At 71.1% G+C, this 22509-nt stretch carries 15 protein-coding genes; 13 read left to right on the top strand and 2 right to left on the bottom strand.

Translation table 11 applies throughout. The annotated features are described in order from the left end of the window. Positions 1 to 41 precede the first annotated feature (41 nt). Positions 42 to 578 carry an HNH endonuclease gene (locus ACIBI4_RS34315; RefSeq protein WP_399208156.1) on the bottom strand — a complete coding sequence of 179 codons (537 nt, stop codon included), beginning with the start codon at positions 576 to 578 and terminating at the stop codon, positions 42 to 44. Positions 579 to 849: 271 nt separating this feature from the next. On the opposite strand from ACIBI4_RS34315, the gene ACIBI4_RS34310 reads away from it, so the two are divergent. The 7 genes from ACIBI4_RS34310 to ACIBI4_RS34280 all read left to right on the top strand — a co-directional run bounded on the left by ACIBI4_RS34310 (position 850) and on the right by ACIBI4_RS34280 (position 8865). Then, on the top strand, positions 850 to 1908 hold the full coding sequence (locus ACIBI4_RS34310) for a mechanosensitive ion channel family protein (protein WP_399208155.1): 1059 nt from the start codon (positions 850 to 852) through the stop codon (positions 1906 to 1908). A gap of 227 nt (positions 1909 to 2135) precedes the next feature. Then, positions 2136 to 3359, top strand: a complete 1224-nt coding sequence (locus ACIBI4_RS34305) for an ROK family transcriptional regulator (protein WP_399208154.1) — start codon at positions 2136 to 2138, stop codon at positions 3357 to 3359. 110 nt (positions 3360 to 3469) lie between these two features. Then, complete coding sequence (locus tag ACIBI4_RS34300; RefSeq protein ID WP_399208153.1) at positions 3470 to 4801, top strand: ABC transporter substrate-binding protein; 1332 nt, start codon at positions 3470 to 3472, stop codon at positions 4799 to 4801. Between the two features lie 5 nt (positions 4802 to 4806). Then, positions 4807 to 5754 carry a carbohydrate ABC transporter permease gene (locus ACIBI4_RS34295; RefSeq protein WP_399208151.1) on the top strand — a complete coding sequence of 316 codons (948 nt, stop codon included), beginning with the start codon at positions 4807 to 4809 and terminating at the stop codon, positions 5752 to 5754. Further along, complete coding sequence (locus ACIBI4_RS34290) at positions 5754 to 6608, top strand: carbohydrate ABC transporter permease (protein ID WP_399208150.1); 855 nt, start codon at positions 5754 to 5756, stop codon at positions 6606 to 6608. Before ACIBI4_RS34295 ends, ACIBI4_RS34290 begins: the two co-directional genes overlap by 1 nt. A 5-nt stretch (positions 6609 to 6613) precedes the next feature. Further along, positions 6614 to 7879: a 6-phospho-beta-glucosidase gene (locus ACIBI4_RS34285; RefSeq protein ID WP_399208149.1), complete on the top strand. Its 1266-nt coding sequence runs from the start codon at positions 6614 to 6616 to the stop codon at positions 7877 to 7879. Beyond that, a complete protein-coding gene (locus tag ACIBI4_RS34280; protein WP_399208148.1) occupies positions 7870 to 8865 on the top strand; it encodes an N-acetylglucosamine kinase in 996 nt (331 codons plus the stop codon). The genes ACIBI4_RS34285 and ACIBI4_RS34280 overlap by 10 nt, the downstream gene beginning before the upstream one ends. A 69-nt stretch (positions 8866 to 8934) precedes the next feature. Here ACIBI4_RS34280 and ACIBI4_RS34275 read toward each other — a convergent pair whose 3' ends face one another. After that, positions 8935 to 12681, bottom strand: a complete 3747-nt coding sequence (locus tag ACIBI4_RS34275; RefSeq protein ID WP_399208147.1) for a S8 family peptidase — start codon at positions 12679 to 12681, stop codon at positions 8935 to 8937. A gap of 307 nt (positions 12682 to 12988) precedes the next feature. Here ACIBI4_RS34275 and ACIBI4_RS34270 point away from each other — a divergent pair, with 307 nt between their 5' ends. The 6 genes from ACIBI4_RS34270 to ACIBI4_RS34245 all read left to right on the top strand — a co-directional run bounded on the left by ACIBI4_RS34270 (position 12989) and on the right by ACIBI4_RS34245 (position 22480). Then, complete coding sequence (locus tag ACIBI4_RS34270) at positions 12989 to 14524, top strand: hypothetical protein (RefSeq protein WP_399208146.1); 1536 nt, start codon at positions 12989 to 12991, stop codon at positions 14522 to 14524. 68 nt (positions 14525 to 14592) lie between these two features. Then, a complete protein-coding gene (locus tag ACIBI4_RS34265; RefSeq protein WP_399208196.1) occupies positions 14593 to 15552 on the top strand; it encodes a glutamate ABC transporter substrate-binding protein in 960 nt (319 codons plus the stop codon). Between the two features lie 94 nt (positions 15553 to 15646). After that, a complete protein-coding gene (locus tag ACIBI4_RS34260; protein WP_399208145.1) occupies positions 15647 to 16966 on the top strand; it encodes a hypothetical protein in 1320 nt (439 codons plus the stop codon). 56 nt (positions 16967 to 17022) lie between these two features. Further along, entirely contained in the window at positions 17023 to 19602 is a 2580-nt protein-coding gene (locus ACIBI4_RS34255) for a tetratricopeptide repeat protein (protein ID WP_399208195.1), read from the top strand. 13 nt (positions 19603 to 19615) lie between these two features. Continuing rightward, positions 19616 to 21019 carry a PP2C family serine/threonine-protein phosphatase gene (locus tag ACIBI4_RS34250; protein WP_399208194.1) on the top strand — a complete coding sequence of 468 codons (1404 nt, stop codon included), beginning with the start codon at positions 19616 to 19618 and terminating at the stop codon, positions 21017 to 21019. Positions 21020 to 21142: 123 nt separating this feature from the next. Continuing rightward, positions 21143 to 22480: a VWA domain-containing protein gene (locus ACIBI4_RS34245; protein WP_399208144.1), complete on the top strand. Its 1338-nt coding sequence runs from the start codon at positions 21143 to 21145 to the stop codon at positions 22478 to 22480. Positions 22481 to 22509: the final 29 nt, after the last annotated feature.

The raw sequence follows: 22509 nt of genomic DNA, 5'->3' as shown, positions 1-22509 counted from the left end.
GCCCGCGCCCCTGGATCAGGGCACACAAAAGCCCGGATCGGTCAGGCAGAGATGCCGTCGATCCGGGCCATCGCATCCTCCGCGCCGTACGGCTGCAAGTACGGCAGCCAGCGCGGATCCCTATGCCCGGTGCCGATGATGCGCCAGGCGAGACCGGTGGGTGGTGCCGGTTTGTGGCGCAGGCGCCAGCCGATCTCGACGAGGTGCCGGTCCGCCTTGACGTGGTTGCAGCGGCGGCAGGACGCCACCACGTTCTCCCACTTGTGCAGGCCGCCCCGGCTCTTGGGGATCACGTGGTCGACGCTGGTTGCGACGCCACCGCAGTAGACACAGCGTCCGCCGTCGCGGGCGAACAGAGCGCGCCTGGTGAGCGGAACGGGCCCCCGATAGGGGACCCGGACGAAACGCCTCAGCCGGACGACACTGGGGGCTGGGATGGTGCGGGTCGCGCTGTGCAGGAACGCGCCGGATTCCTCAAGACACATGGCCTTGTTCTCGAGGACGAGGACGAGCGCGCGGCGGAGCGGTACGACGCCGAGGGGCTCGTACGACGCGTTGAGGACCAGGACATGCGGCACCGATGCCTCCTAATACGCCGGCGGCGCGTGGCTCGCGCCGGGACGATCTGTTGCCAGTCTCCCCTCAGGGCTGGTCGAAGCGCCACCATGTCCCGGTAACGGGCTGGGAGTGTTTTCGACCACACTCTGTTCATCCCCAGGTGAGGGGCGTCTCTCTCCTCCGTACGGCAACGATCCGGGTGCGATGCCCCGTTAGTGTGGTTGGTCTGCCCGCGCACCCATCGCCGACGCCGTCCGGCGGGCAGACCGCTACACCCTGGAGGTCCCTGCCGTGTTCTTGTCCGTTCTCGCCGCCGCCGGTCCCAGTGCGCCGCCGTCGATCCAGGACGCCCAGGAGAAGGCGGAGAACGCCGCCGGCTGGGTCGAGGAGAACTGGTCGACCTGGCTCGCCATCGGACTGCGCGTCCTGCTGATCCTGGTGATCGCGACGGTGCTGCGGCATCTGGTGCGCAAGGCGATCACCAAGCTCATAGAACGGATGAACCGCACCGTCCAGGCGGTGGACGGCACCGCGCTCGGCGGTCTGCTCGTCAACGCCGAGCGGCGCCGTCAGCGCTCCGAGGCGATCGGTTCGGTGCTCAGGTCGGTCGCCTCGTTCGTGATCCTCGGCACGGCGGCGCTGATGATCCTCGGCGCGTTCGAGATCGATCTCGCGCCACTTCTCGCGTCCGCGGGTGTGGCGGGCGTCGCGCTCGGTTTCGGTGCGCGCAACCTTGTGACGGACTTCCTCTCCGGTGTCTTCATGATCATCGAGGACCAGTACGGGGTCGGTGACTCGATCGACGCGGGCGTCGCGTCCGGCGAGGTCATCGAGGTCGGACTGCGGGTCACCAAGCTGCGCGGCGACAACGGCGAGATCTGGTACGTGCGCAACGGCGAGGTCAAGCGCATCGGCAACCTGTCGCAGGGCTGGGCCACGGCGCTCGTCGACGTGACGGTGCGGCCGGACGAGGACCTGGACAAGGTGAAGGCGACGCTGGTCGAGGTCGGCGAGCAGATGGCCAAGGACGAGCCGTGGAACGAGCGCCTGTGGGGCCCGGTCGAGGTGCTCGGCCTCGACGCCGTCTACCTGGACTCGATGGTCGTACGGATCTCCGCGAAGACCATGCCCGGCAAGGGCCTCGGCGTCGAGCGCGAGCTGCGCTGGCGGATCAAGCGGGCCTTCGACGCGGCGGGCATCCGGATCGTCGGCGGCGCCGGGCCGGTCGCCGAGGAGGACGCGGGTCCGGATCCGGCCGCCGGCGTCGCGGCGCCCTCGGCGTACGCGTCCCCGACGTCCCCGCAGTCCGTGGCGACCGCCCCGATACCGCCGCCGAGCATGTCGAAGTAGCGCCGGCGAACACCGGAAGACACCGGAAGACACCGGAGAACACCGGATCACCACGGCTCCCCCTGCCTCGGCAGGGGGAGTTTTTTCGTTTCGGCCGCCGCCGACTCTTGACGCCCCCCGGACCACCGCTGCTAACTTCCCCGCAAGCGATAGGAAACCTTCCTAACAGACAGCGTGCAGGCGATAGCCTCGGGCGGTCGCAGATGAGGGTGTTCGAGGGGGACAGCATGGCCGCAGCAGGCAGTACGCCGGGGACACCCGGCACTCCCAAGGTGCTGCGGGCCATGAACGACCGCGCCGCGCTCGATCTGCTCCTTGCGCACGGCCCCCTGTCGCGGACCCGGATCGGAAAGCTCACCGGGCTCTCCAAGCCGACCGCCTCCCAGCTGCTCGCCCGCCTCGAAGCCGCCGGTCTCGTCGTCGAGACCGGGACCACCGAGGGGCGCCCGGGTCCCAGCGCCCAGCTGTACGCGATCAACGCGCAGGCCGCGTACGTCGGCGGGCTCGATGTGACACCGGGCCGGATCCTCGCCGCCGTCGCCGACATCAGCGGCCGGACCGTCGGCCAGTACGAGCTGGCGACGCCGGGGCGCTCCGGCGACGGGGCCGTACGGCAGGTCCTCGACGCGCTGGACGGTGCCGTGAAGGCCGCCGGGCTCGCCCGCTCCGCCCTGCACCGCGTGGTCATCGGCACCCCGGGCGCCTTCGACCCGGGCACCGGACGCCTGCGCTACGCCAGCCATCTGCCGGGCTGGCACTCCCCCGACCTGCTCGACGCGCTGGCGGCCGCGCTGCCGATGCCCGTCGAGTACGAGAACGACGTCAACCTCGCGGCCGTCGCCGAGCAGCGGCTCGGGGCGGCGCAGGAGCACGACGACTTCGTGCTCCTGTGGAACGAGGAGGGCATCGGCGCCGCCCTCGTCATCAACGGCCGGCTGCACCGCGGCTGGACCGGCGGCGCGGGCGAGCTGGGCTTTCTGCCCGTGCCCGGCACACCGCTGGTCCGCCAGGTCGTCCGTACCGGCAGCGGCGGCTACCAGGAGCTGGCGGGCGCGCAGGCCATCCCCCGTATCGCCCGGTCCCTCGGCATGCCGGGGGTACCCGACCGGCAGCCGTACGCGGAGCACGCCGCCACGCTGCTGCGGCAGGCGGCCGCCGATCCCACGGAGAGCCTCCATGCCGAGCTGCTCCATCAGACCGCCCACCGCATCGCCACCGGCCTGTCCTCGGTGGTCGCGGTGCTCGACCCCGAACTCATCGTCCTGTCCGGCGGTGTGATGACCGCCGGCGGTGAGGCGCTGCGCGCGCTGATCCAGACCGAACTCGCCGAGCTGGCCGCATCACGGCCGCGGCTCGCGCTCGGCGAGGTGCAGCACCGGCCCGTCCTGCGCGGGGCGTTGGAGAGCGCGCTCGCCGACACCCGGGACGAGGTCTTCGACACCTCACGCTGACCCGACCCGCACCCCGCCGTACCCCCACCCGCTCCCCCGCCCCCACGAGCCACGACCATCACGCACCGACCGTCCCGACCCACCCCAGCCCTGCCCAGGGAGACCCCGTCATGCCCAGAAACCGTGTGCTGAGCGCTGCCGTAGCGGCCGCCTCCATAGCCCTGCTCGCCACGTCCTGCGTCGGCTCCACCGAGAACGGCGCCAACGACGACCCTGACGCGAAGACCACGCTGACGTTCTGGCACGGCTGGTCCGCGCCCAGCGAGGTCAAGGCGATCGAGGCGAACATCGCGTCCTTCGAGAAGGCGCACCCCAACATCGACGTGAAGATCGTCAAGGGGGTGACGGACGACAAGATCAACCAGTCGCTGCGGGGCGGCGGTTCGAAGGGTCCGGACGTGGTGTCCTCGTTCACCACGGACAACGTCGGCCGGTTCTGCACCTCGAACGCGCTGGCGGACCTCAAGCCCTTCCTGGAGAAGGCGAAGATCGACCCGGCGACGACCTTCGTCCCGTCGATGGCCAAGTACACCGAGCACGAGGGCAAGCGCTGCACGGTGCCGCTGCTCGGGGACGCGTACGGCCTCTACTACAACAAGGACGCCTTCAAGGAGGCGGGCATCAAGGCCCCGCCGAAGACGTTCTCCGAGTTCGACAAGGCCGTCAAGAAGCTCACGAAGACCAAGGGCGACTCGTACGAGCAGCTCGGCTTCATGCCCGCCTACCTGGGTTACGAGACGACGGTCGAGCACTACGGGAACGCGTTCGGCGTCCAGTACCTGGACGAGAACGGCAAGTCGAACACCGCCGAGGACCCGGCGGTCAAGAACATGCTGAAGTGGCAGAAGAACCTTGTCGACGACCTGGGCGGCTTCGAGAAGCTCAACAAGTTCCGTACGTCGCTGGGTGACGAGTGGGGCGCCAAGCACCCGTTCCACACCGGCCAGGTGGCCATGCAGCTGGACGGCGAGTGGCGCGGCAAGATGGCGGGAGACTCGAAGCTCGGCTTCGAGATCGGCGCGGCCCCGCTGCCCGTCCCCGACGACCAGGCCGCCGACTACGGCAAGGGCTACCTCTCCGGCACGATCCTGGGCATCGCCAACAACTCCCCCAAGAAGAACGCCGCCTGGGAGCTGGTGAAGTACCTGTCCACGGACACGGACGCCGTGGTCGACTTCGCCAACGCGATCCACAACGTGCCCTCCACCGTGGAGGCCCTGAAGTCGCCGAAGCTCAACGACGACCCGGTCTACCGCACGTTCGTCGACATCGCCCAGCACCCCAAGTCCTCGCACGCCCCCTCGTCCGTCAACGGCGGCGCGTTCCTGCTGACGCTGCAGGACAACGCGCAGAAATACGAGAAGGGGACGGAGACCGACCTCGACGCCCTGCTGAAGCGCAATGACGAGCAGGTCGACAAGGACAACGAGCAGGCCGGCTGAGACGGATGAGCACCGTCCCGCACGGGCTGAGGGCGAAGCGCAGACGCGCTGCCCTGCGCACCCTCGGCTTCCTGTCCCCCTGGCTGATCGGCCTGTCCGTCTTCTTCCTCTACCCGCTGATCTCCACCGTCTACTTCTCCTTCATGAAGTACGACGGCTTCACAGCCCCCACGTACGTCGGCCTGAAGAACTGGCTGTACGTGTTCCGCGACAGCCCCACCTTCTGGCCGGCGCTCTCCAACACCCTGTGGCTGGTCCTGGTGATGGTGACGCTGCGGGTGGTCTTCGGGCTCGGCATCGGACTGCTGATCACGAAGATCAAGACGGGCGCGGGCGTCTTCCGCACCCTCTTCTACCTGCCGTACCTCGCGCCGCCGGTCGCGGCCACCGTGTCGTTCGTGTTCCTGCTCAACCCGGGCACCGGACCGGTGAACACACTCCTCGGCAAGCTCGGGATCGACGGGCCTCAGTGGTTCAACGACGCGAGCTGGTCCAAGCCGTCGCTGACGATCCTCGCGCTGTGGTGCATCGGCGACCTCATGGTCATCTTCATGGCCGCGCTGCTCGACGTACCGAAGGAGCAGTACGAGGCCGCCCAGCTGGACGGCGCCAACGCCTGGCACCGCTTCCGCTTCGTGACGCTCCCCAACATCTCGCCGATCATCCTGTTCGCCGTGGTCACCGGCGTGATCGCGACGATGCAGTACTACACCGAGCCGCTCGTGGCCGCGAAGGTGGCGAGTGGCGTGATCGGCGGCTCGGGCCAGCAGTTCGAGCCCGGCTACCCCGACAAGTCGACGCTCACCGTGCCGCAGGTGGTCTACAACCTCGGCTTCCAGCGCTTCGACACCGGCGCCGCGAGCGTGGTCGCCCTCGTTCTGTTCGCGCTGGCGATGGTGTTCACGGCATTCCTGATGCGCCGCCGCAGCGGCTTCCTGTCGGCGGAGGACTGATGAACCGGACTGCTTCGACCCGGGCGCGGCGCAAGGCGGCCCTGGAGTGGGTCGCGATCCACTCGCTGGCGCTCGCCGCCGCCCTCTTCTTCGTGCTGCCGTTCCTGTTCGTCTTCCTCACCGCGGTGATGAGCGGCGACCAGACGCTGACCCGCGATCTGTGGCCCGAGAGCTGGGAGTGGGGCAACTTCGCCACGGTCTGGAACACCCCGGGCTTCCTGACCTGGTGGAAGAACACCCTCCTGTACGCGGGCCTCGGCACCGTCCTCGCGGTCGGCTCCAGCCTGCCCGTCGCGTACGCCCTCGCGAAGTTCCGGTTCCGGGGCCGCGCCGTGATGATGATGGCCGTGATCGCGGCGATGATGCTCCCGCCGCAGGTCGTGATCGTGCCCATGTACCTGTTCTGGTCCAAGCAGCTGGACCTGGCGGGCACCCTGTGGCCGCTGATCATCCCGTTCGCCTTCGGCAACGCGTTCACGATCTTCCTGCTGCGGCAGTTCCTCCTGACGATCCCGAAGGAGTACACGGAGGCCGCGAAGATCGACGGCTGCGGGGAGTTCCGCACCCTGATCCGGGTGGTCGTGCCGATGTGCCGGCCGGCCATCGCCGCGTCCGCCCTGTTCCACTTCTTCTACTGCTGGAACGACTATTTCGGCCCGCAGATCTACGCGTCCGAGAACCCGGCCGCGTGGACGCTGAGTTACGGCCTGGAGTCCTTCAAGGGCGCCCACCAGACCGACTGGAACCTGACCATGGCGGCGACCGTTCTCGTCATGGCCCCTGTAATCGCCGTCTTCTTCTTCGCCCAGAAGGCATTCGTCGAAGGCGTCACCCTGACCGGAGTGAAAGGCTGAGCGTCGTGAAGCTCGCAGTAGTGGGGGGCGGCTCCACGTACACCCCCGAACTCATCGATGGATTCGCCCGGTTGCGCGAGGTCCTGCCGATCGAGGAGCTGGTGCTCGTCGATCCCGCGGCCGAGCGCCTGGAGCTGGTCGGCGGTCTGGCCCGCCGGATCTTCGCGAAGCTCGGTCACCCGGGCCGTATCGTCACCACCTCCGATCTGGACGCGGGCGTGGAGGGCGCGGACGCCGTCCTGCTGCAGCTGCGGGTCGGCGGGCAGGCGGCGCGCAACCAGGACGAGACCTGGCCGCTCGAATGCGGCTGCGTCGGCCAGGAGACGACGGGCGCGGGCGGTCTCGCCAAGGCGCTGCGGACCGTCCCGGTGGTCCTGGACATCGCGGAGCGCGTCCGGCGCACCAACCCGGACGCGTGGATCATCGACTTCACCAACCCGGTGGGCATCGTGACCCGCGCGCTGCTGCAGGCCGGCCACAAGGCCGTCGGGCTGTGCAATGTGGCGATCGGTTTCCAGCGCCGCTGGGCCTCGGCGCTCGGCGTCGCCCCTTCCCAAGTCCATCTGGACCACGTGGGGTTGAACCACCTGACCTGGGAGTTCGGTGTACGGATCGGGGGGCCCGACGGCGAGAACGTCCTGCCGAAGATCCTGGCCGAGGGCGGCGATGAGCTCGCCTCGATGCTCCGCATCCCGCGCTCGGTCCTCGACCGCCTCGGCGTCGTCCCCTCCTACTACCTGCGCTACTACTACGCGCACGACGAGGTCGTACGGGAGCTGGGCACCAAGCCGTCGCGCGCGGCCGAAGTCGCCGAGATGGAAAAGCAGTTGCTGGAGATGTACGGCGACCCGGCGCTCGACGAGAAGCCGGAGCTGCTCGCCAAGCGCGGCGGCGCCTTCTACTCGGAGGCGGCCGTGGACCTCGCGGCGTCGCTGCTCGGCGGGGGAGGTTCGCCGTACCAGGTGGTGAACACGTACAACAACGGGACGCTGCCGTTCCTGCCGGACGACGCAGTGATCGAGGTACAGGCCGCGGTCGGCCGCGAGGGCGCGAGCCCGCTCGCGGTCCCGGCCCTCGATCCGCTGTACTCCGGGCTGATCTCCCATGTCACCGCGTACGAGGACCTCGCCCTTGAGGCGGCTCTGCGCGGCGGCCGCGACCGCGTGTTCAAGGCACTGCTCGCCCATCCCCTCATCGGCCAGTACGACGCGGCCGAAGGCCTCACGGACCGGCTGATCGCACACAACCGGGAGCATCTCGCGTGGGCCTGACGGCAAGTGTGCTCGCCATCGACGCGGGCAACAGCAAGACCGACGTCGCGGTGGTCGGCGTCGACGGCACGATCCTCGCGACCGCGCGGGGCGGCGGTTTCCAGCCGCCGCGCGTGGGCGTCGAGACGGCGGTGGACGCCCTGGCGGTGACGGTCGCGGAGGCCTTCGAGGCGGCCGGGGTGCGGTCGGTGCGGCAGGTGTCGGCGTGTCTCGCCAACGCCGACCTGCCCGTCGAGGAGGAGGAGTTGACCGCCGCGGTCGCCGCGCGCGGCTGGGGTGCGGCGACACTGGTCCGCAATGACACCTTCGCGATCCTGCGGGCCGGCGTGGACACACCGCTCGGGGTGGCCGTGGTGTGCGGCGCGGGCATGAACTGCGTGGGCATGACGCCCGACGGGCGCACCGCCCGCTTCCCCGCGATCGGCCGGATCTCCGGCGACTGGGGCGGCGGCTGGGGCATCGCCGAGGAGGCGCTGTGGTTCGCGGCGCGCGCGGAGGACGGGCGGGGCGCGCCCACGGAGCTCGCGCGCACGCTGCCCGGGCACTTCGGGCTGCCCTCGATGTATGCGCTCATCGAGGCGCTGCACCTGGAGCGGATCTCGCTGCTGCGGCGGCACGAGCTGGCGCCCGTCCTGTTCGCGACGGCCGCGGAGGGCGACCCGATCGCGGGGTCGATCGTGGACCGGCTCGCGGAGGAGGTGGTCGCCATGACACGTGTCGCCCTCGACCGCCTCGGCCTCCTGTCCGCCCCGGTCCCGGTGATCCTGGGCGGCAGCGTCCTGGCGGCCCGCCATCCCCGGCTCACCACGGGCATCAGCACCCGCCTCGCCTCCGTGGCCCCCTTGGCCACGGCCCATGTCGTGACAGCGCCTCCCGTGCTGGGGGCTGCGTTGCTGGGGCTGGATGAGCTGGGGGCCGAGGAGGATGTGGTGGCTCGGGTCCGGAGGGCGTACGAAGGGGCGGAGGTGCCCTGCCGGATGGGCTGAGCAGGTACGGGGCGGGGTGGGGCGGCGGACTCGAACCCGCCCCCGCCCCACCCCGCCCTCACTCGACCCCTAGTCGTTCCAGCTCGGCCACGACGGCGCGTAGGCGCACCAGTCCTCCGGGCACCCCACCTTCAGCGCCCGCGTGACCGTCTCGGTCACCGACGTACCGTCCGCCGCCGTACCCGTCACCCGCAGGGACACCCGCGACTGGTCGAGACCCGGCAGGGTCACCGACCAGGAGCCCCGTGCACGGGACACCGGGGCCGACGCCCACGTACCGCCGTCATCCGTGGAGTACTCCACCGCGACCTTCCCGACAGGAGCCCCGGAGGACCCCTCCTGGTACGGGAAGGACACCCCGAAGGTGAACGGCCGCCCGGGGGCGACGGAGTTGTCCCCGTCGAGCCCGGCCATGTCGTACCGCACGTCCAGCAGCGCGACCGCCCGCGAGGACGCCGTACGCCCGGACCGGAACTTCCAGGTGTCACGGACGGAGTGCCCCATGTACCAGGACGAGTCCTCACGGGTGGCGGACGCACTCAGCGTGTACCACCCGGGCCGCGCGGGCAGATCGAAGGCCCCGCGCCCACCGAACCCGTTCCGCCCGATCAACTCACCACCTGAGGTGCGGAGTTCCGTCGAACCGCTCTCGATCGAGGCGACCCGCTCGCTGCGGTGACCGCCCGCGTCGGAGAACATCGGCACGTCGAGTTCGAGCCGGTCCCCGTCCCGCGCGACGGGCGTGTTCCCGTACAGCGTGCTCTGCCCGAGCGCGGGCCCGAACGGCCCGGTGAGCCAGTTGTCCTGGCGCGGCGCCCGCCCGGCCCGGTATACCGTCGGCTCGGTGTACTGCGCGCCGAGCGCCACTTCGGTGGCGTACTCGAAGGTCGCCGTCGTCCACGGCACCCCCGGCGTGTAGTACGCGGTGAACCGGTGCGGCGCCCGCACGATCACCTGCTGCTGCACCAGCACCGCACCCTCGTACGTCACCCATCCGTACAGCGCCTTGGGGTCGTTGGGGTACCCCGTGGTGCGCAGGCTGTGGTCGACCGCGGCGAGGTCATTGCGCCGGTCGGTCCAGCGCGCACCGCCCGGCACCCCGTCCTTCGAGGTGTGGAAAGTGAAGTACTTGTCACCGGTGTTGCGCTTGCCGACGATCTCCAGCTTCACCGGACCGTCCGAAGCGGCCAGGCGCTCGCGCAGCAGGGTCGGTGCGGGCTCCTGGGTCAGGACGATGTTGTCGTCCGGCTCGGAGTCGAGCCACGACCCGGCGAACATCACCGCGGCGGGCTTCTGCTCCATGATCGCCTGGTAGCGGCGGGTCCGCTCGGCCCCGTTCGCACCGGACTCGGGCGTGAACAGCACGATTTTGCCGGCGAGTTCGAGCCCGGTGAGGTCGGCGCCCGTGCCCGCGTCGGCGAGTTCGCCCTCGATGTCCCAGTCGATCCGCGCGAAGTAGACGGGCCGGACGTCGACGTCGAGCCGCTTCCCGCCGACCGTGCTCGCCCGCATCAAGGGCTCGGCGAAGGTCCCGGCCGCGAAGTAGGTGACGCCCTCCATGGGCTCGCTCTTCACGGTGTACGGGGTGAAGTTGCCGGTGAACACAGGGGTGAGGATCCCCGTGGGACCCGTCCCCGGGTCGGAGACGATGCCCTGCGCGGAGCCCGGCTCCTGGCGCATCGCGGGGTCGTCGACGCCGATCGTGACCGGCTTGGCGTCCGAGACGTCGATCGTCACGGCCTTGTCGCCGTCCAGCCGCACGCGCTCGGCGAGGGAGACGGTGGACATGGCGGTGGTGACGCCGTTGCCCGCGTTGCGGTACTCCCAGACGTCCGCGAGGAGGCGGTACTCGCCCTTGGGGAGCGTGAGTTCCTCGGTGTCGGTGGTGAAGCCGACGATGTCGGAGGCGCCCGTCTTCACGTTCTGCCACACGACATGCGTGTACGCGCGGCTCACGCCGTCCCGCAGCGCGCCGGGCTTCAGTGTCAGCCGCGCGCTGTCGGCGGTCGTCTCGACGCCGACGGGGGTGCGCACGCGGCTGCCGTCCGTCCCGCGCGCCTCGATCCACGCGCTGTGCGTGCCGACCGCGGCACGCGAGGCGTCGATCCTGACGGTGGCCTTCGCGCTGCCGCCCGCGGGCACGGTCACGCGCTCGTCGGCGAGGCTCACGGCCTCGGAACCGTCCACGTCGAGACGCAGACGGACGTCCTGCGTACCGGAGTTGCGGTACGTCACCTCCCGCGTGACGTCCTCGGCACCCGCGCCCTGGAACTTCGCGGAGACGGCCGCCGGGGAGGCCTGCACCTGTGCGCCGAGCGCGTCGGGGATGTCGATGCTGCCCGCGCCCTGCTCGTACACCCCGGCGTCGCGCACCGCGTGCGCGCTGCCCACGAGCGCCGCCTTGAGCTGCTGCGCGTCCCAATCGGGGTGCTTCTGCTTGAGGATGGCCGCGGCGCCCGCGACGTGCGGGGTCGCCATCGACGTACCGCTCATCGTCACGTAGTGCTCGTTGCCGCTCGCGTCCTCGGAGGTGCCCTTGGCGCGGGCCGCCATGATCGCGCTGCCGGGCGCGGTGACCTCGGGCTTGACCGCGGCCTCCGTGAGCGCCGGGCCCTGCGAGGAGAACGCGGACATCCCGCCCTGCTTGGTGATCGAGCCGACCGTCAGGGCGCTGGGCGCGACGCCCGGGGAGCCCACGGTGCCGGGCTTGCCCTCGTTGCCCGCGGCGATCACGAACAGCGGGCCGCCGTCGGCGGTCAGCCGCTCGACGGCCTGGGTCAGCGGGTCGTCACCGGTCGAGGCCGCACCGCCCAGGGACATGGACACGATGTCGGCGTCCTGCGCGGCGGCCCACTCCATGCCGTCGAGGATCCAGCTGATGTAGCCGCTGCCGCCGCCGTCGAGCACCTTGCCGTTGATCAGCTCGGCGCCGGGCGCGACGCCCTTGTAGCGGCCGCCGGAGGCCTGGCCGCCGCCCGCGATGGTGGACGAGACATGGGTGCCGTGCCCGTTGAAGTCCTCGGGGGACTCGTCCCAGGTGAAGTCCTTCGCGGCGGCCACCTTGCCGGCGAGGTCGGGGTGCGTGGCGTCGGCGCCGGTGTCGAGCACCGCGACCTTCACGCCCTTGCCGTCCAGGCCCTTCTTCCAGGCCTCGGGCGCCCCGGTCATCGGCACGGACTTGTCGAGGCTCGCCTCGACCTTGCCGTCCAGCCACAGCCTGGTGGCCTGCGCGGCCCGGCTCTTCCCGTTCGCCGCCTTGATGAAGTCCGCCCAGATTTCCGCCGCTTCGGACTTCTTGACCGTACGGGCGGTCAGTCCGAGCCCGTCGTACTCGGCCTTGCGGGCCGCGCCGTCCAGCTCGGTCTGCTCGGTGGCGATCAGCGGGATCGTCTTGCGCGAGGCGTCGTCGTAGCCCTCCGCGGCGAGCGTGCTGACGTCGAACAGGGCGCGGTCCAGGCGCCCTTGGGCGAGCGCTTCGGTGGCGTCGACCGGGATGACGTACTCACGGCCCTCGACCCGCGCCCGCGAGAACGCGATGTTCTCGCGCCCCTCGCCCGGCTGCACGGATGTCACCTGCAGGCCGTCGGCGCTGCCCGTGAGGGAGACCCGGTCGCCGCTCACGAGGGTCACCGTCTTGGTGGCGGGCGTACGGAAGGTGCGCGGATCGGCCGCGGCTCCCCCGCCCGGTTCCCCGCCCTGCGCCGCCGGCGCCTGCGGTATCCCTGTGGCGAGGAGCGCGACGGCGGTGGCCGCCACGATCCCCGCATATCCGGTACGCCCGTATCTGGTACGCCCGGTTCTGGTACGTCTTGCCATGCTGACCCCTTACGCGTTGTGATCTCGCGTGTTGCCGCCGTCTATTGGCGCGCCGCGAAGGGGAGTTGCACCAGAGTCAGGAGTGGCGACTACCTGCCATGGCACATTTGTGCCGGACGGGGCCGTCGGGGTTTCAGCGATCGGACGGGGGATCGGGAACCGAACGGATGCCGATGACGTATTAATGGCGGGGGCCCCGGAGCACGATCCGAACAAGATCGAGTGAACGATGGCGCGGATGTCCGTCCTGGCGGCCATACTTGCCGCCGGGGACGCGTTCGACGGATGACCAAGGGGGAGGTCAAGCGTGACATACCCGCCCAATGGCGGCGCGGCACCGCCGGTTCCGGCCGCGCCGACACTGCCCGCTGTGCCACCACAGGGCGCGGCACCGCCACCACCCGAGCCCACCGCCCTGCCCGAACGCCGCAGCGCCCGCGCAGAACTGACCGACCGCCTGCGGGCCGCTTCGACCACGGAGCCCGGGCGGCTGCGGATCATCGGTGCGGTGATCGCGGTGCTCGTCATCGTCTTCGGGGCCATCACCGCATGGCAGATGGCCGATCGGTCGGCCGCGGCGGATGATGTGCTGCACCGGAGCCAGCCGCTGAGCGCGGACGCGGCGGCGATCTACGGCTCGCTCGCCGACGCCAACACGGCCGCCGCGAGCGGTTTCCTGGCGGCCGGCCGGCAGCCGGAGAAGTCCGACGACCCCGAGGTGCAGAAGGACCGGGAGGCGGACCAGAAGGAGCTGAACGCGAAGTACCAGCGTGAGGCCAACGCCCGCTTCCAGAAGGACCTCGACACCGCCGCCGAGAAACTCACCACGGCCGCGGCCAGCAGCCGCGGCACCGGCAAGTCGGCCGAGACCATCTCACGCCTGAACCGGCTGCTCCCCGAGTACGCCGAGCGCATCGAGACGGCGCGTACGTACAACCGCCAGGGCCTGCCGCTCGGCGGCGCGTATCTGCGCAACGCCAACGATCTGATGCAGAAGAAGATGCTGCCCGCCGCCGAGGAGCTCTACGAGGCGGAGAAGAAGCAGCTCGACGCGGACTATGCGGACGCCAAGGCCTACCCGTGGGCGGCCATCGCGCTCGGCGTCGTGGCGCTCGGCGGGCTGGCGCGCGCCCAGGTCCGCAACTACCGCAGGACGAACCGTGTGTTCAACCACGGCCTCGTCGCCGCGACGGCCGCGAGCACCGTCGTGCTGCTGTGGCTCGTGGTCGGGCACACCGTCGCGTTCAGCGGCCTGTCCGGCTCGTACGACGAGGGCGTGCGCTCGCTCAACACCCTCAACGAGGCGCGGATCGGCATCCTGCAGGCCCGCGGCGGCGAGAACCTGACGCTGGTCGCGCGCGGCGCCGAGACCGTGCCGAAGGGGCAGCCCAACGAGGGCAAGGATGTCTACGAGGTCGCGTTCAAGGGCCAGATGGACGCGCTCGACGGCGGCAAGGACAAGCGCGGGGGCACCTTGCAGGCCGCTCTCGACCTCGCCGAGGACGACGCGGGCAAGGCGCCGGTGCGGGAGTCGATGGACGCGGTCAAGGAGTGGGACGTCCGCCACGCGGAGGCCCGCAAGGCCGACGACGGCGGCAACTACGACCAGGCGCTGTCCAGGGTCGTGGGCGAACTGAAGCAGAAGCCCACCGGTGAATGCTTCGATGTGGCCGATGCCGCGCTCGCCAAGGCCATCGACCACGAGGAGCAGGACCTCCGCAGCGCCGCCAAGGACGGCCGTGGAGCCATGACCGGGCTGCCCGTCGGCGCCGCGGTCCTCGCGGTGCTCGCCGCCACGGGCGCGGTGCTCGGCATCGGGCGCAGGCTGTCGGAGTACCGGTGAGAGGGGGCGCCATGAGGCAGACGAGGAACGAGGGCGAGCCGGTGCCGTTCGCGGCCCGGATCCGGACCATGGCCAAGGCGAGCCGGCTGCGGGGGTGGGGCGGCGTGGGCGCCATGGCGCTCGCGTGCGTGTGCACCGCCGTGTTCACCCTGCTGCCCCTCCGTCATGCGAGCGACAAGCCGGACCTGGGCGGCCAGGGGGTGGCGCACGCGTCACCCGCGCGTGCCGCCGACTGCAATCCCGACGAGGTGAGCCTGCGGCCCGGGGGCGGCGGGGCGGAGCCCACCATCGCGGCCATCAAGGCGAAGAAGAAGCTTGTCGTCGGCATCGACCAGAACAGCTACCGCTGGGGGTACCGCAACCCCAACACCGGTGATCTCGAAGGCTTCGACATCGATCTGGCCAAGCGGATCGCCGCCGAGATCCTCGACGACCCGGACACGTCCAAGGTGGTCTTCCGCGCCGTCCCCACCCAGGAGCGCATCAACGCCATCAACGACAACCAGGTGGACATGGTGGTGCGCACCATGACCATCACCTGCGACCGGGCCAAGGAAGTGGACTTCTCCTCGGCCTACTTCAAGACGAGTCAGCAGATCCTGGTCCCCGAGGGTTCGAAGATCAAGGGCTTCGACTCGCTCAAGGGCCACAAGGTGTGCGTCGCCTCGGGCTCCACGGCCTTCGAGGCCCTCAAGGCCCAGCGCCACAGTGCCGATGACACAGTCACAGTGGCCAACCAGCTCGACTGCCTCGTACGGCTGCAGCTCGACGAGGCCGAGGCAGTGGTGACGGACGGAGCTCTCGCCGCGGGCCAGGCCGCGCAGGACCCGACGGTGAAGGTCCTGCCCGACACGCTCGACCCCGAGTACTACGGCGTGGCCATGAAGAAGGGCTCGGAGGACCTCGTGCGCCGGGTCAACAAGGTGCTCGAGGACTATCGCGAGGACGGCTGGCAGCAGTCGTACGACAAGTGGCTGGCCGCAGGTCTCGGAGAGGCAGGACCGCCCGCTGCCAAGTACAAGGACTGACCGCCCACTTGGCGGGGCACAGGCCGAACAGAATCAAGGGCGCCGGCCCCACCGGCACAGCAGGGCTCGGGCACGGCAGAGAGGAACGACACGCATGGGCGCCACGGGAGCCGCCGGTCCCGTCATGGACCGGGACGAGGTGGACCGTGCGCTCGCACGCCTCGGCGCCGAGCACGAGGCCATCGAGACCTCGCTGCTCGCGCTGCAGGACCACGCGGGTCGCAGACTCCTGGAGGGTGCCGAGCTGACGGGCACCACGAAGGACCGCTGGTCCGCGGCCGAGCAGGAGATCACCCGCCTGTGGGCGTACTTCGACGCCTATACGGATGCCCTCACCACGGCCCGCGAGCTGCGGGCCCGCCGCCGCTGGCCGAGCCGTGAGGAGCTGGTGGAGCTCACGGAGCTGCTGCGCGGCGACAGCGTCACCATCGCAGGGGGCGCTCCGGCCACCGGGGCGCCCGCTTCGCTGACCGGGCCCATGAAGCTGTCGGAGCGGTTCACGATCGGCGCGCTCGTGGAACGGATGAACGGGCTGTACGCGTCGTCGCTCGACATGGTCGTGGCGGCGGACGCGGTGTGGTCGGCGCTGCCCGCCCGGATCGACCTGCTCTCCGCGGAGCTGGCCCGCACCCGTCAGCTCGCCCAGTCGGTGGGCGTACGGCCCGGCGAGCATCCGGCGGGGGACGATCTGGAGCACATCACCCAGGAGTTGACCACCTTGCGGGCGCAGGTGATCTCGGACCCGCTGGCGTTCTGGCGGCCCACGCCGGGCTCCTCGGCGCCCGGCGGCGGCCGTCCCGACACCGAGCGCTACGACGGCCAGGCGCGCGCCCTGGAGGAGGTGCGCCGCGAGATCGACGCGGTGCTCGGAGTGCGCCAGGACGCCGAGCTGAGGCTCGGCAAGCTGCGGGATCTGCTCTCGCGCGCGGACCGTACGCTCGCGGAGGCGCGGGCGGCGCGCGGCGAGGTGCTCGCGAAGATCGCCGCGTCGGAGGTGCCGGCGGTGAGCGGTCCGCCGACCGTGCTGCAGGAGCAGCTGGCGACCGCCGCCGAGTACCGCAGAAGCGCCCAGTGGCACCGTCTGTCGCCACTGCTCGAATCCCTGGAGCAGAAGGCCGAGACCGAACTGCTGCGCGCCCGCGAGTCGTTGGAGAAGGTGACGCAGCCGCTCGCGGTCCGCGCGGAGCTGCGCGGCCGTCTCGACGCGTACCGCGCGAAGGTGGCCCGGCACGGCGCGGCCGAGGATCCGCTGCTCATCGAGCGCTATGACGCGGCGCGCCGGATGCTGTGGAGCGCGCCCTGCGATCTGCGGGTGGCCGAGCAGGCGGTGCTGCGCTACCAGCACGCGGCGGCCGAGGTGCTCGCACCCCGCGTACCGCATCAGGGACAGCCGTCGGACCGTAGGGGGGACTGAGAGTGAGCACCGAGACCAAGTGCCAGCGGCCGAACTGCACCGGCACCTATGAGGACATGGGCGGCGGCGAGCTGTACTGCGACACGTGCGGGCTCGCGCCCGTCGTCTCCCCCAACGGGATGGTGTCCTCGCCGCCGACCGGGATCACCGGGGGCGGCAAGGGCAGCAGTTCGTCGTCGAGTTCGTCGCGTTCGTCCCGCTCCTCGCGGGCCTCGTCGCGTTCCTCGTCCTCGCGGCGCTCGGTCTCGGGGCGGCTCTCGCGGAGTCTGTCCGGCAGCAGTACGTCGTCGCGCAGTGTCTCCGTGCGCTCCACGGGGACGACGGGGGCGTCCTCGGGGCGCGGCAAGCTCGGCGTCGGTCTGGTCACCGTGCCGCAGGTGCCGCGGCCCGACCCGCGCTCGATGGTCCAGGACAACCCCGAGGTTCCGGAGAGGAAGCGATTCTGCTCGCGCTCCGACTGCGGTGCGCCGGTGGGCCGGGCGCGCGGGGAGCGGCCGGGGCGCACCGAGGGCTTCTGCACGAAGTGCGGCCACCCGTACTCGTTCGTGCCGAAGCTGAGCGGCGGCGACATCGTGCACGGGCAGTACGAGGTCGTCGGCTGTCTCGCGCACGGCGGGCTCGGCTGGGTCTATCTCGCGGTGGACCGCGCGGTCTCCGACCGCTGGGTGGTTCTCAAGGGCCTGCTCGACACCGGTGACCAGGACGCGATGGAGGCGGCGATCTCCGAGCGGCGCTTCCTCGCCGAGATCGAGCACTCCAACATCGTCCGTATCTACAACTTCGTGGAGCACCTCGACCAGCGCACGGGCTCGCTCGACGGCTACATCGTCATGGAGTACGTGGGCGGCAAGTCGCTCAAGGAGATCGCCAACGGGCGGCGCACGCCGGAGGGCAAGCGCGATCCGCTGCCGGTCGAGCAGGCCTGCGCGTTCGGCATCGAGGCGCTCGAGGCACTCGGGCATCTGCACAGCCGCAATCTCCTGTACTGCGACTTCAAGGTCGACAACGCGATCCAGACCGAGGACCAGCTCAAGGTCATCGACATGGGCGCGGTGCGCCGCATGGACGACGACGAGTCCGCGATCTACGGCACGGTGGGCTACCAGGCCCCCGAAGTCGCCGAGGTCGGCCCGTCCGTCGCCTCCGACCTGTACACGGTGGCGCGCACCCTCGCGGTCCTGACCTTCGACTTCCAGGGCTATACGAACGTCTTCGTGGACTCCCTGCCGAACCCGGACAACATCGAGGTCTTCCGCACGTACGAGTCCTTCTACCGGCTGCTCGTCCGGGCCACCGACCCGGACCCGGCGCGCCGGTTCTCCTCCGCGCAGGAGATGGCGGAGCAGCTGACGGGTGTGCTGCGCGAGGTCGTGGCGCTGCAGACGAGCCGTCCGCGGCCCGCGCTGTCGACGCTGTTCGGCTCCGAAGTGCGCGTCACGGACACGGAGTTGTTCCGCGAGCAGGAGGGCGAGGTGTCCCGGCTCGGTGTGCGGGCCGCGCCCGTCGGCCGCAAGGCGCGACGGGGCGGTGCGGCTCCGGCCGCGCTGAACCCCGGCGCCGTACCGACGATCCCGGCGCAGCCCGGGCAGCTGCCCGCGGGCGGCCCGCAGGGCGCGCTGCCCGCGATGCCCCCGGCCCCCGGCTCCCCGCCGCCGTCCACGCTGCCCGCGCCCGCCTCCGGCGGTTCGCCGGTGCGGGCCCTTGAGCACGGGGCGACGGCGCTGGCGCTGCCGGTGCCGCGGGTCTCGCCCGGTGACCCCAACGCGGGTTTCCTCGCGGGTCTGATGGCCGCCGCGCCGGCCGAGCTGATCACGGCCCTGCACGCGGCCCCGACGACCTCGATCGAGCTGCGGCTGCGTGAGCTGCGGGCGCTCCTCGAGATGAACGAACAGGCGCCCGCCACCCAGCTGTTGGAGAATCTGGAGCTCGCGCACCCCGACGACTGGCGTGTCGTCTGGTACCGCGGTGTGGGATCGCTCACGACGGGCGACTTCGAAAGCGCCGCGCTGGCCTTCGACGCGATCTACGACGCGTTCCCCGGCGAACCCGCCCCGAAGCTCGCGCTCGGCGTATGTGCCGAGGTCCTGGGGCAGTTGGACAACGCGGCGGAGTACTACCGCCTCGTGTGGACGACGGATCCGAGCTATGTGAGCGCGGCCTTCGGGCTCGCGCGGGTGCAGCTGGCGGCGGGCGACCGGCGCAGCGCGGTGCGTACCCTGGAGTCCGTACCGGAGGCATCCATTCACTACACGGCGGCGCGGGTCGCGGCCGTACGGGCGCGGCTGCGGGACCAGGCGGTGCACGAGCCGCTGCTCGACGATCTGACCGCGGCCGCGGGACAGGTCGAGGCGCTGCAGCAGTTCGGGCTCGACGCGGTACGCCGCGAGCAGCTGTCGGCCGAGGTCCTGGGCACGGCCCTGGACTGGGTACTCTCCGGTAGCCGCGGTGCCGCACCACCGCAGGGGTCCTCGTCCTCGCCGGGATCCCTGCTCCTGGGCAGCCCCTTGGACGAGCGGGGCCTGAGATTCGGCCTCGAGCGTTCGTACCGGATGCTGGCCCGGCTCGCGCAGCGCGGTGACGAGAGGATCGAACTGGTGGAGCGGGCCAACCGTTTCCGCCCCCGGACGTGGGTGTGAAGTGATGTCGCAGATGCGCCAGCTGACCGAGGGGGCAGAGATGTCGTCGTGCCCGAGCTGCGAGGAGCCGCTGGAGAGCGGCGACCTCTTCTGCGGCGCGTGCGGGTACGACCTGTCGGTCACGCCCGAGCCGGTCGCCGCGGACGACCACCCGACGATCGCGATCAACGGATCGCAGCCGCCGGGGAGTCCCGCCGAGGCCCCGGCGGCCCCTCCGGCCCCCGCCGCACCCCCGCCGCCCCTCCCGGGCACGCCCCCGGCCCCCGGCTCCCCCGGCGTCCAGTGGCCGCAGGCGCCCGACACCGACAGCACCGACACCCATCACCCGGGTGAGCTGCGCGGTACGGACTCCTCCGGTGCCGAGCTGAGCGGCGGCGTGGTGCGTTTCGACCACTCGGCGCGGACCGAGGAGTCCGCCGAGGCGGACGGGTACGCGCTCCAGGCACCCGACCCGCGCACCGCACCGCCCGCCGCGACGGCCACTCCCCCGGCCGGCACGAAGCTGTGCGTCGCCTGCCGCACCGGCACGGTCGACCACGACGGCTACTGCGAGCACTGCGGGCACGCCCAGCCGCGCGAACGGGACCACATGGAGCGGGAGCTGGACGCGGTCGCGGCGGTCTCCGACCGCGGGCTTCGCCACCACCGCAACGAGGACGCGTTCGCCGTCTCCTCGACCGCGCTGCCCGACGGCTCGCCCGCGGTCGTCGCGATCGTCTGCGACGGCGTGTCCTCGGCGACCCGCCCCGACGAGGCCTCGGCGGCCGCCTCGCAGGCCGCGAACGAGTCGCTGCTCGGCTCGCTGCCGCGCGGCACGCACCCGCAGCAGGCGATGCACGACGCGATCATCTCGGCGTTCGACGCGGTCAACGCCCTGGCGCAGGACCCCGCGCACGCCCGCGAGCACGATCCGCACCGCCACCAGAACGCCCCGGCGTGCACGATCGTCGGCTCGGTGATCGCCGGCGGTCTCCTGGTCGTCGGCTGGGTCGGTGACTCGCGCGTCTACTGGGTGCCCGAGGACCGCACTTCCGCCCCGGCCCGGCTCACCGAGGACGACTCGTGGGCCGCGCAGATGGTGGCGGCGGGTCTGATGAACGAAGCGGAGGCGTACGCGGACGAGCGCGCCCACGCCATCACCGGCTGGCTCGGCGCCGACGCCTACGAACTGGAGCCGCACACCGCTTCCTTCAAGCCGGACCGTGCGGGTGTAGTGGTGGTGTGCACGGACGGACTGTGGAACTACGCGGAGGGCGCGGCCGAAATGGCCGCCGTCGTCCCCGCCGACGCGTCCGAGCGTCCGCTGCACTGCGCACAGGTCCTGGTCGGTCACGCACTGGACGGCGGGGGCCACGACAACGTAACAGTGGCGGTACTGCCGTTCTCCGTCGCGCCCCAAGGGGCAGGATCGGCCTGAGACGGGGGCCGCGCCCACGGGTGCGGAATCCAGACAACTCGGTTTACGTCAGCACAAAGCGCCGTCCGGGCCTGCCCGCAACCGGGGCCCGGGCGGCGGTACGGCTGAGGGGGGAAGCACAGCATGGCGAATTTCTCGAAGTCGAACGTTCCGCAGTTCTCGGTCGACGTCTACCAGAACGAGTTCCTGCCCGAGGGCGGCCGTGAGGTCAACGCGATCGTCACCGTGACCTCGACCGGCGGCGGCACCGTCGGGGGGACGGCCGTGCGCTCGTACTCGACGGGCAGCACACCGGACGCGGCGGTGGCGATCATGGTCGACTGCTCGGGCTCGATGGACTACCCGCCGACCAAGATGCGCAACGCCCGCGACGCCACGGCCGCGGCGGTCGACACGCTCCGCGACGGCGTGCACTTCGCGATCATCGGCGGCACGCACGTGGCCAAGGAGGTCTACCCGGGCGGCGGGCGGCTCGCGGTCGCCGACGCCGGCACCCGCGAGGAGGCCAAGCAGGCGCTGCGCCGGCTCAGCGCGGGCGGCGGCACCGCGATCGGCACCTGGCTCAAGCTCGCCGACCGGCTGCTCGCCTCCTCCGATGTATCGATCCGCCACGGGATCCTGCTCACCGACGGACGCAACGAGCACGAGTCGCCCGAGGACCTGCAGGCCGCGCTCGACGCGTGCGCGGGCCGCTTCACCTGCGATGCCCGCGGTGTGGGCACGGACTGGGAGGTCAAGGAGGTCACCGGGATCGCCTCGGCGCTCCTGGGCTCCGCCGACATCGTCGCGGACCCGTCCGGGCTCGCCGCCGACTTCACGCAGATGATGGAGACGGCGATGGGCAAGGAGGTCGCGGACGTGGCGCTGCGCCTGTGGACCCCGATGGGCTCGGAGATCAAGTTCGTGAAGCAAGTGGCGCCCACCGTCGAGGAGTTGACCGGCCGGCGCACCGAGGCGGGCCCGCGGGCCGGTGACTATCCGACGGGTTCGTGGGGGGACGAGTCCCGGGATTACCACGTCTGCGTTCAGGTGCCGAACGCCGATCTCGGGCAGGAGATGCTGGCGGCCCGGGTCTCCCTGGTGGTGCCGCAGAGCGACGGCACCGTCGAGACGCTCTCGCAGGGTCTCGTACGCGCCGTGTGGACGGATGACATGGCGGCGTCCACGTCGATCAATCCGCAGGTGGCGCACTACACGGGCCAGGCGGAGCTGGCGCAGGTCATCCAGCAGGGTCTTGACGCGCGCAAGGCGGGCGACATGGACGGGGCAACGGCCAAGCTGGGACGGGCCGTTCAGCTCGCGGCGGCCTCCGGCAACGAGGACACCGCGAAACTGCTTGCGAAGGTGGTCGACGTCGAGGATGCCGCGACAGGTACTGTGCGATTGAAGGCGAAGGTCGAGGACGCCGACGAGATGACTCTCGAGACCCGGTCCACCAAGACGGTTCGCGTCAAGAAGTGAACACAGCGCGACGGCCCGGCAACCGGCCG

It is taken from the genome of Streptomyces sp. NPDC050418, assembly GCF_044458745.1.
Taxonomy (GTDB): Bacteria; Actinomycetota; Actinomycetes; order Streptomycetales; family Streptomycetaceae; genus Streptomyces.
Note: the sequence above shows the minus strand (reverse complement) of the source record. Positions and strands in the feature narration are given on the sequence as shown.

Bases quoted from the DNA above. Each gene is read 5' to 3' on its own strand.
- ACIBI4_RS34305 (WP_399208154.1), top strand. From the start codon at position 2,136: ATGGCCGCAGCAGGCAGTACGCCGGGGACACCCGGCACTCCCAAGGTG.
- ACIBI4_RS34300 (WP_399208153.1), top strand. From the start codon at position 3,470: ATGCCCAGAAACCGTGTGCTGAGCGCTGCCGTAGCGGCCGCCTCCATA.
- ACIBI4_RS34295 (WP_399208151.1), top strand. From the start codon at position 4,807: ATGAGCACCGTCCCGCACGGGCTGAGGGCGAAGCGCAGACGCGCTGCC.
- ACIBI4_RS34290 (WP_399208150.1), top strand. From the start codon at position 5,754: ATGAACCGGACTGCTTCGACCCGGGCGCGGCGCAAGGCGGCCCTGGAG.
- ACIBI4_RS34275 (WP_399208147.1), bottom strand. From the start codon at position 12,681: ATGGCAAGACGTACCAGAACCGGGCGTACCAGATACGGGCGTACCGGA.
- ACIBI4_RS34265 (WP_399208196.1), top strand. From the start codon at position 14,593: ATGGCCAAGGCGAGCCGGCTGCGGGGGTGGGGCGGCGTGGGCGCCATG.
- ACIBI4_RS34260 (WP_399208145.1), top strand. From the start codon at position 15,647: ATGGGCGCCACGGGAGCCGCCGGTCCCGTCATGGACCGGGACGAGGTG.
- ACIBI4_RS34255 (WP_399208195.1), top strand. From the start codon at position 17,023: ATGGGCGGCGGCGAGCTGTACTGCGACACGTGCGGGCTCGCGCCCGTC.
- ACIBI4_RS34250 (WP_399208194.1), top strand. From the start codon at position 19,616: ATGCGCCAGCTGACCGAGGGGGCAGAGATGTCGTCGTGCCCGAGCTGC.
- ACIBI4_RS34245 (WP_399208144.1), top strand. From the start codon at position 21,143: ATGGCGAATTTCTCGAAGTCGAACGTTCCGCAGTTCTCGGTCGACGTC.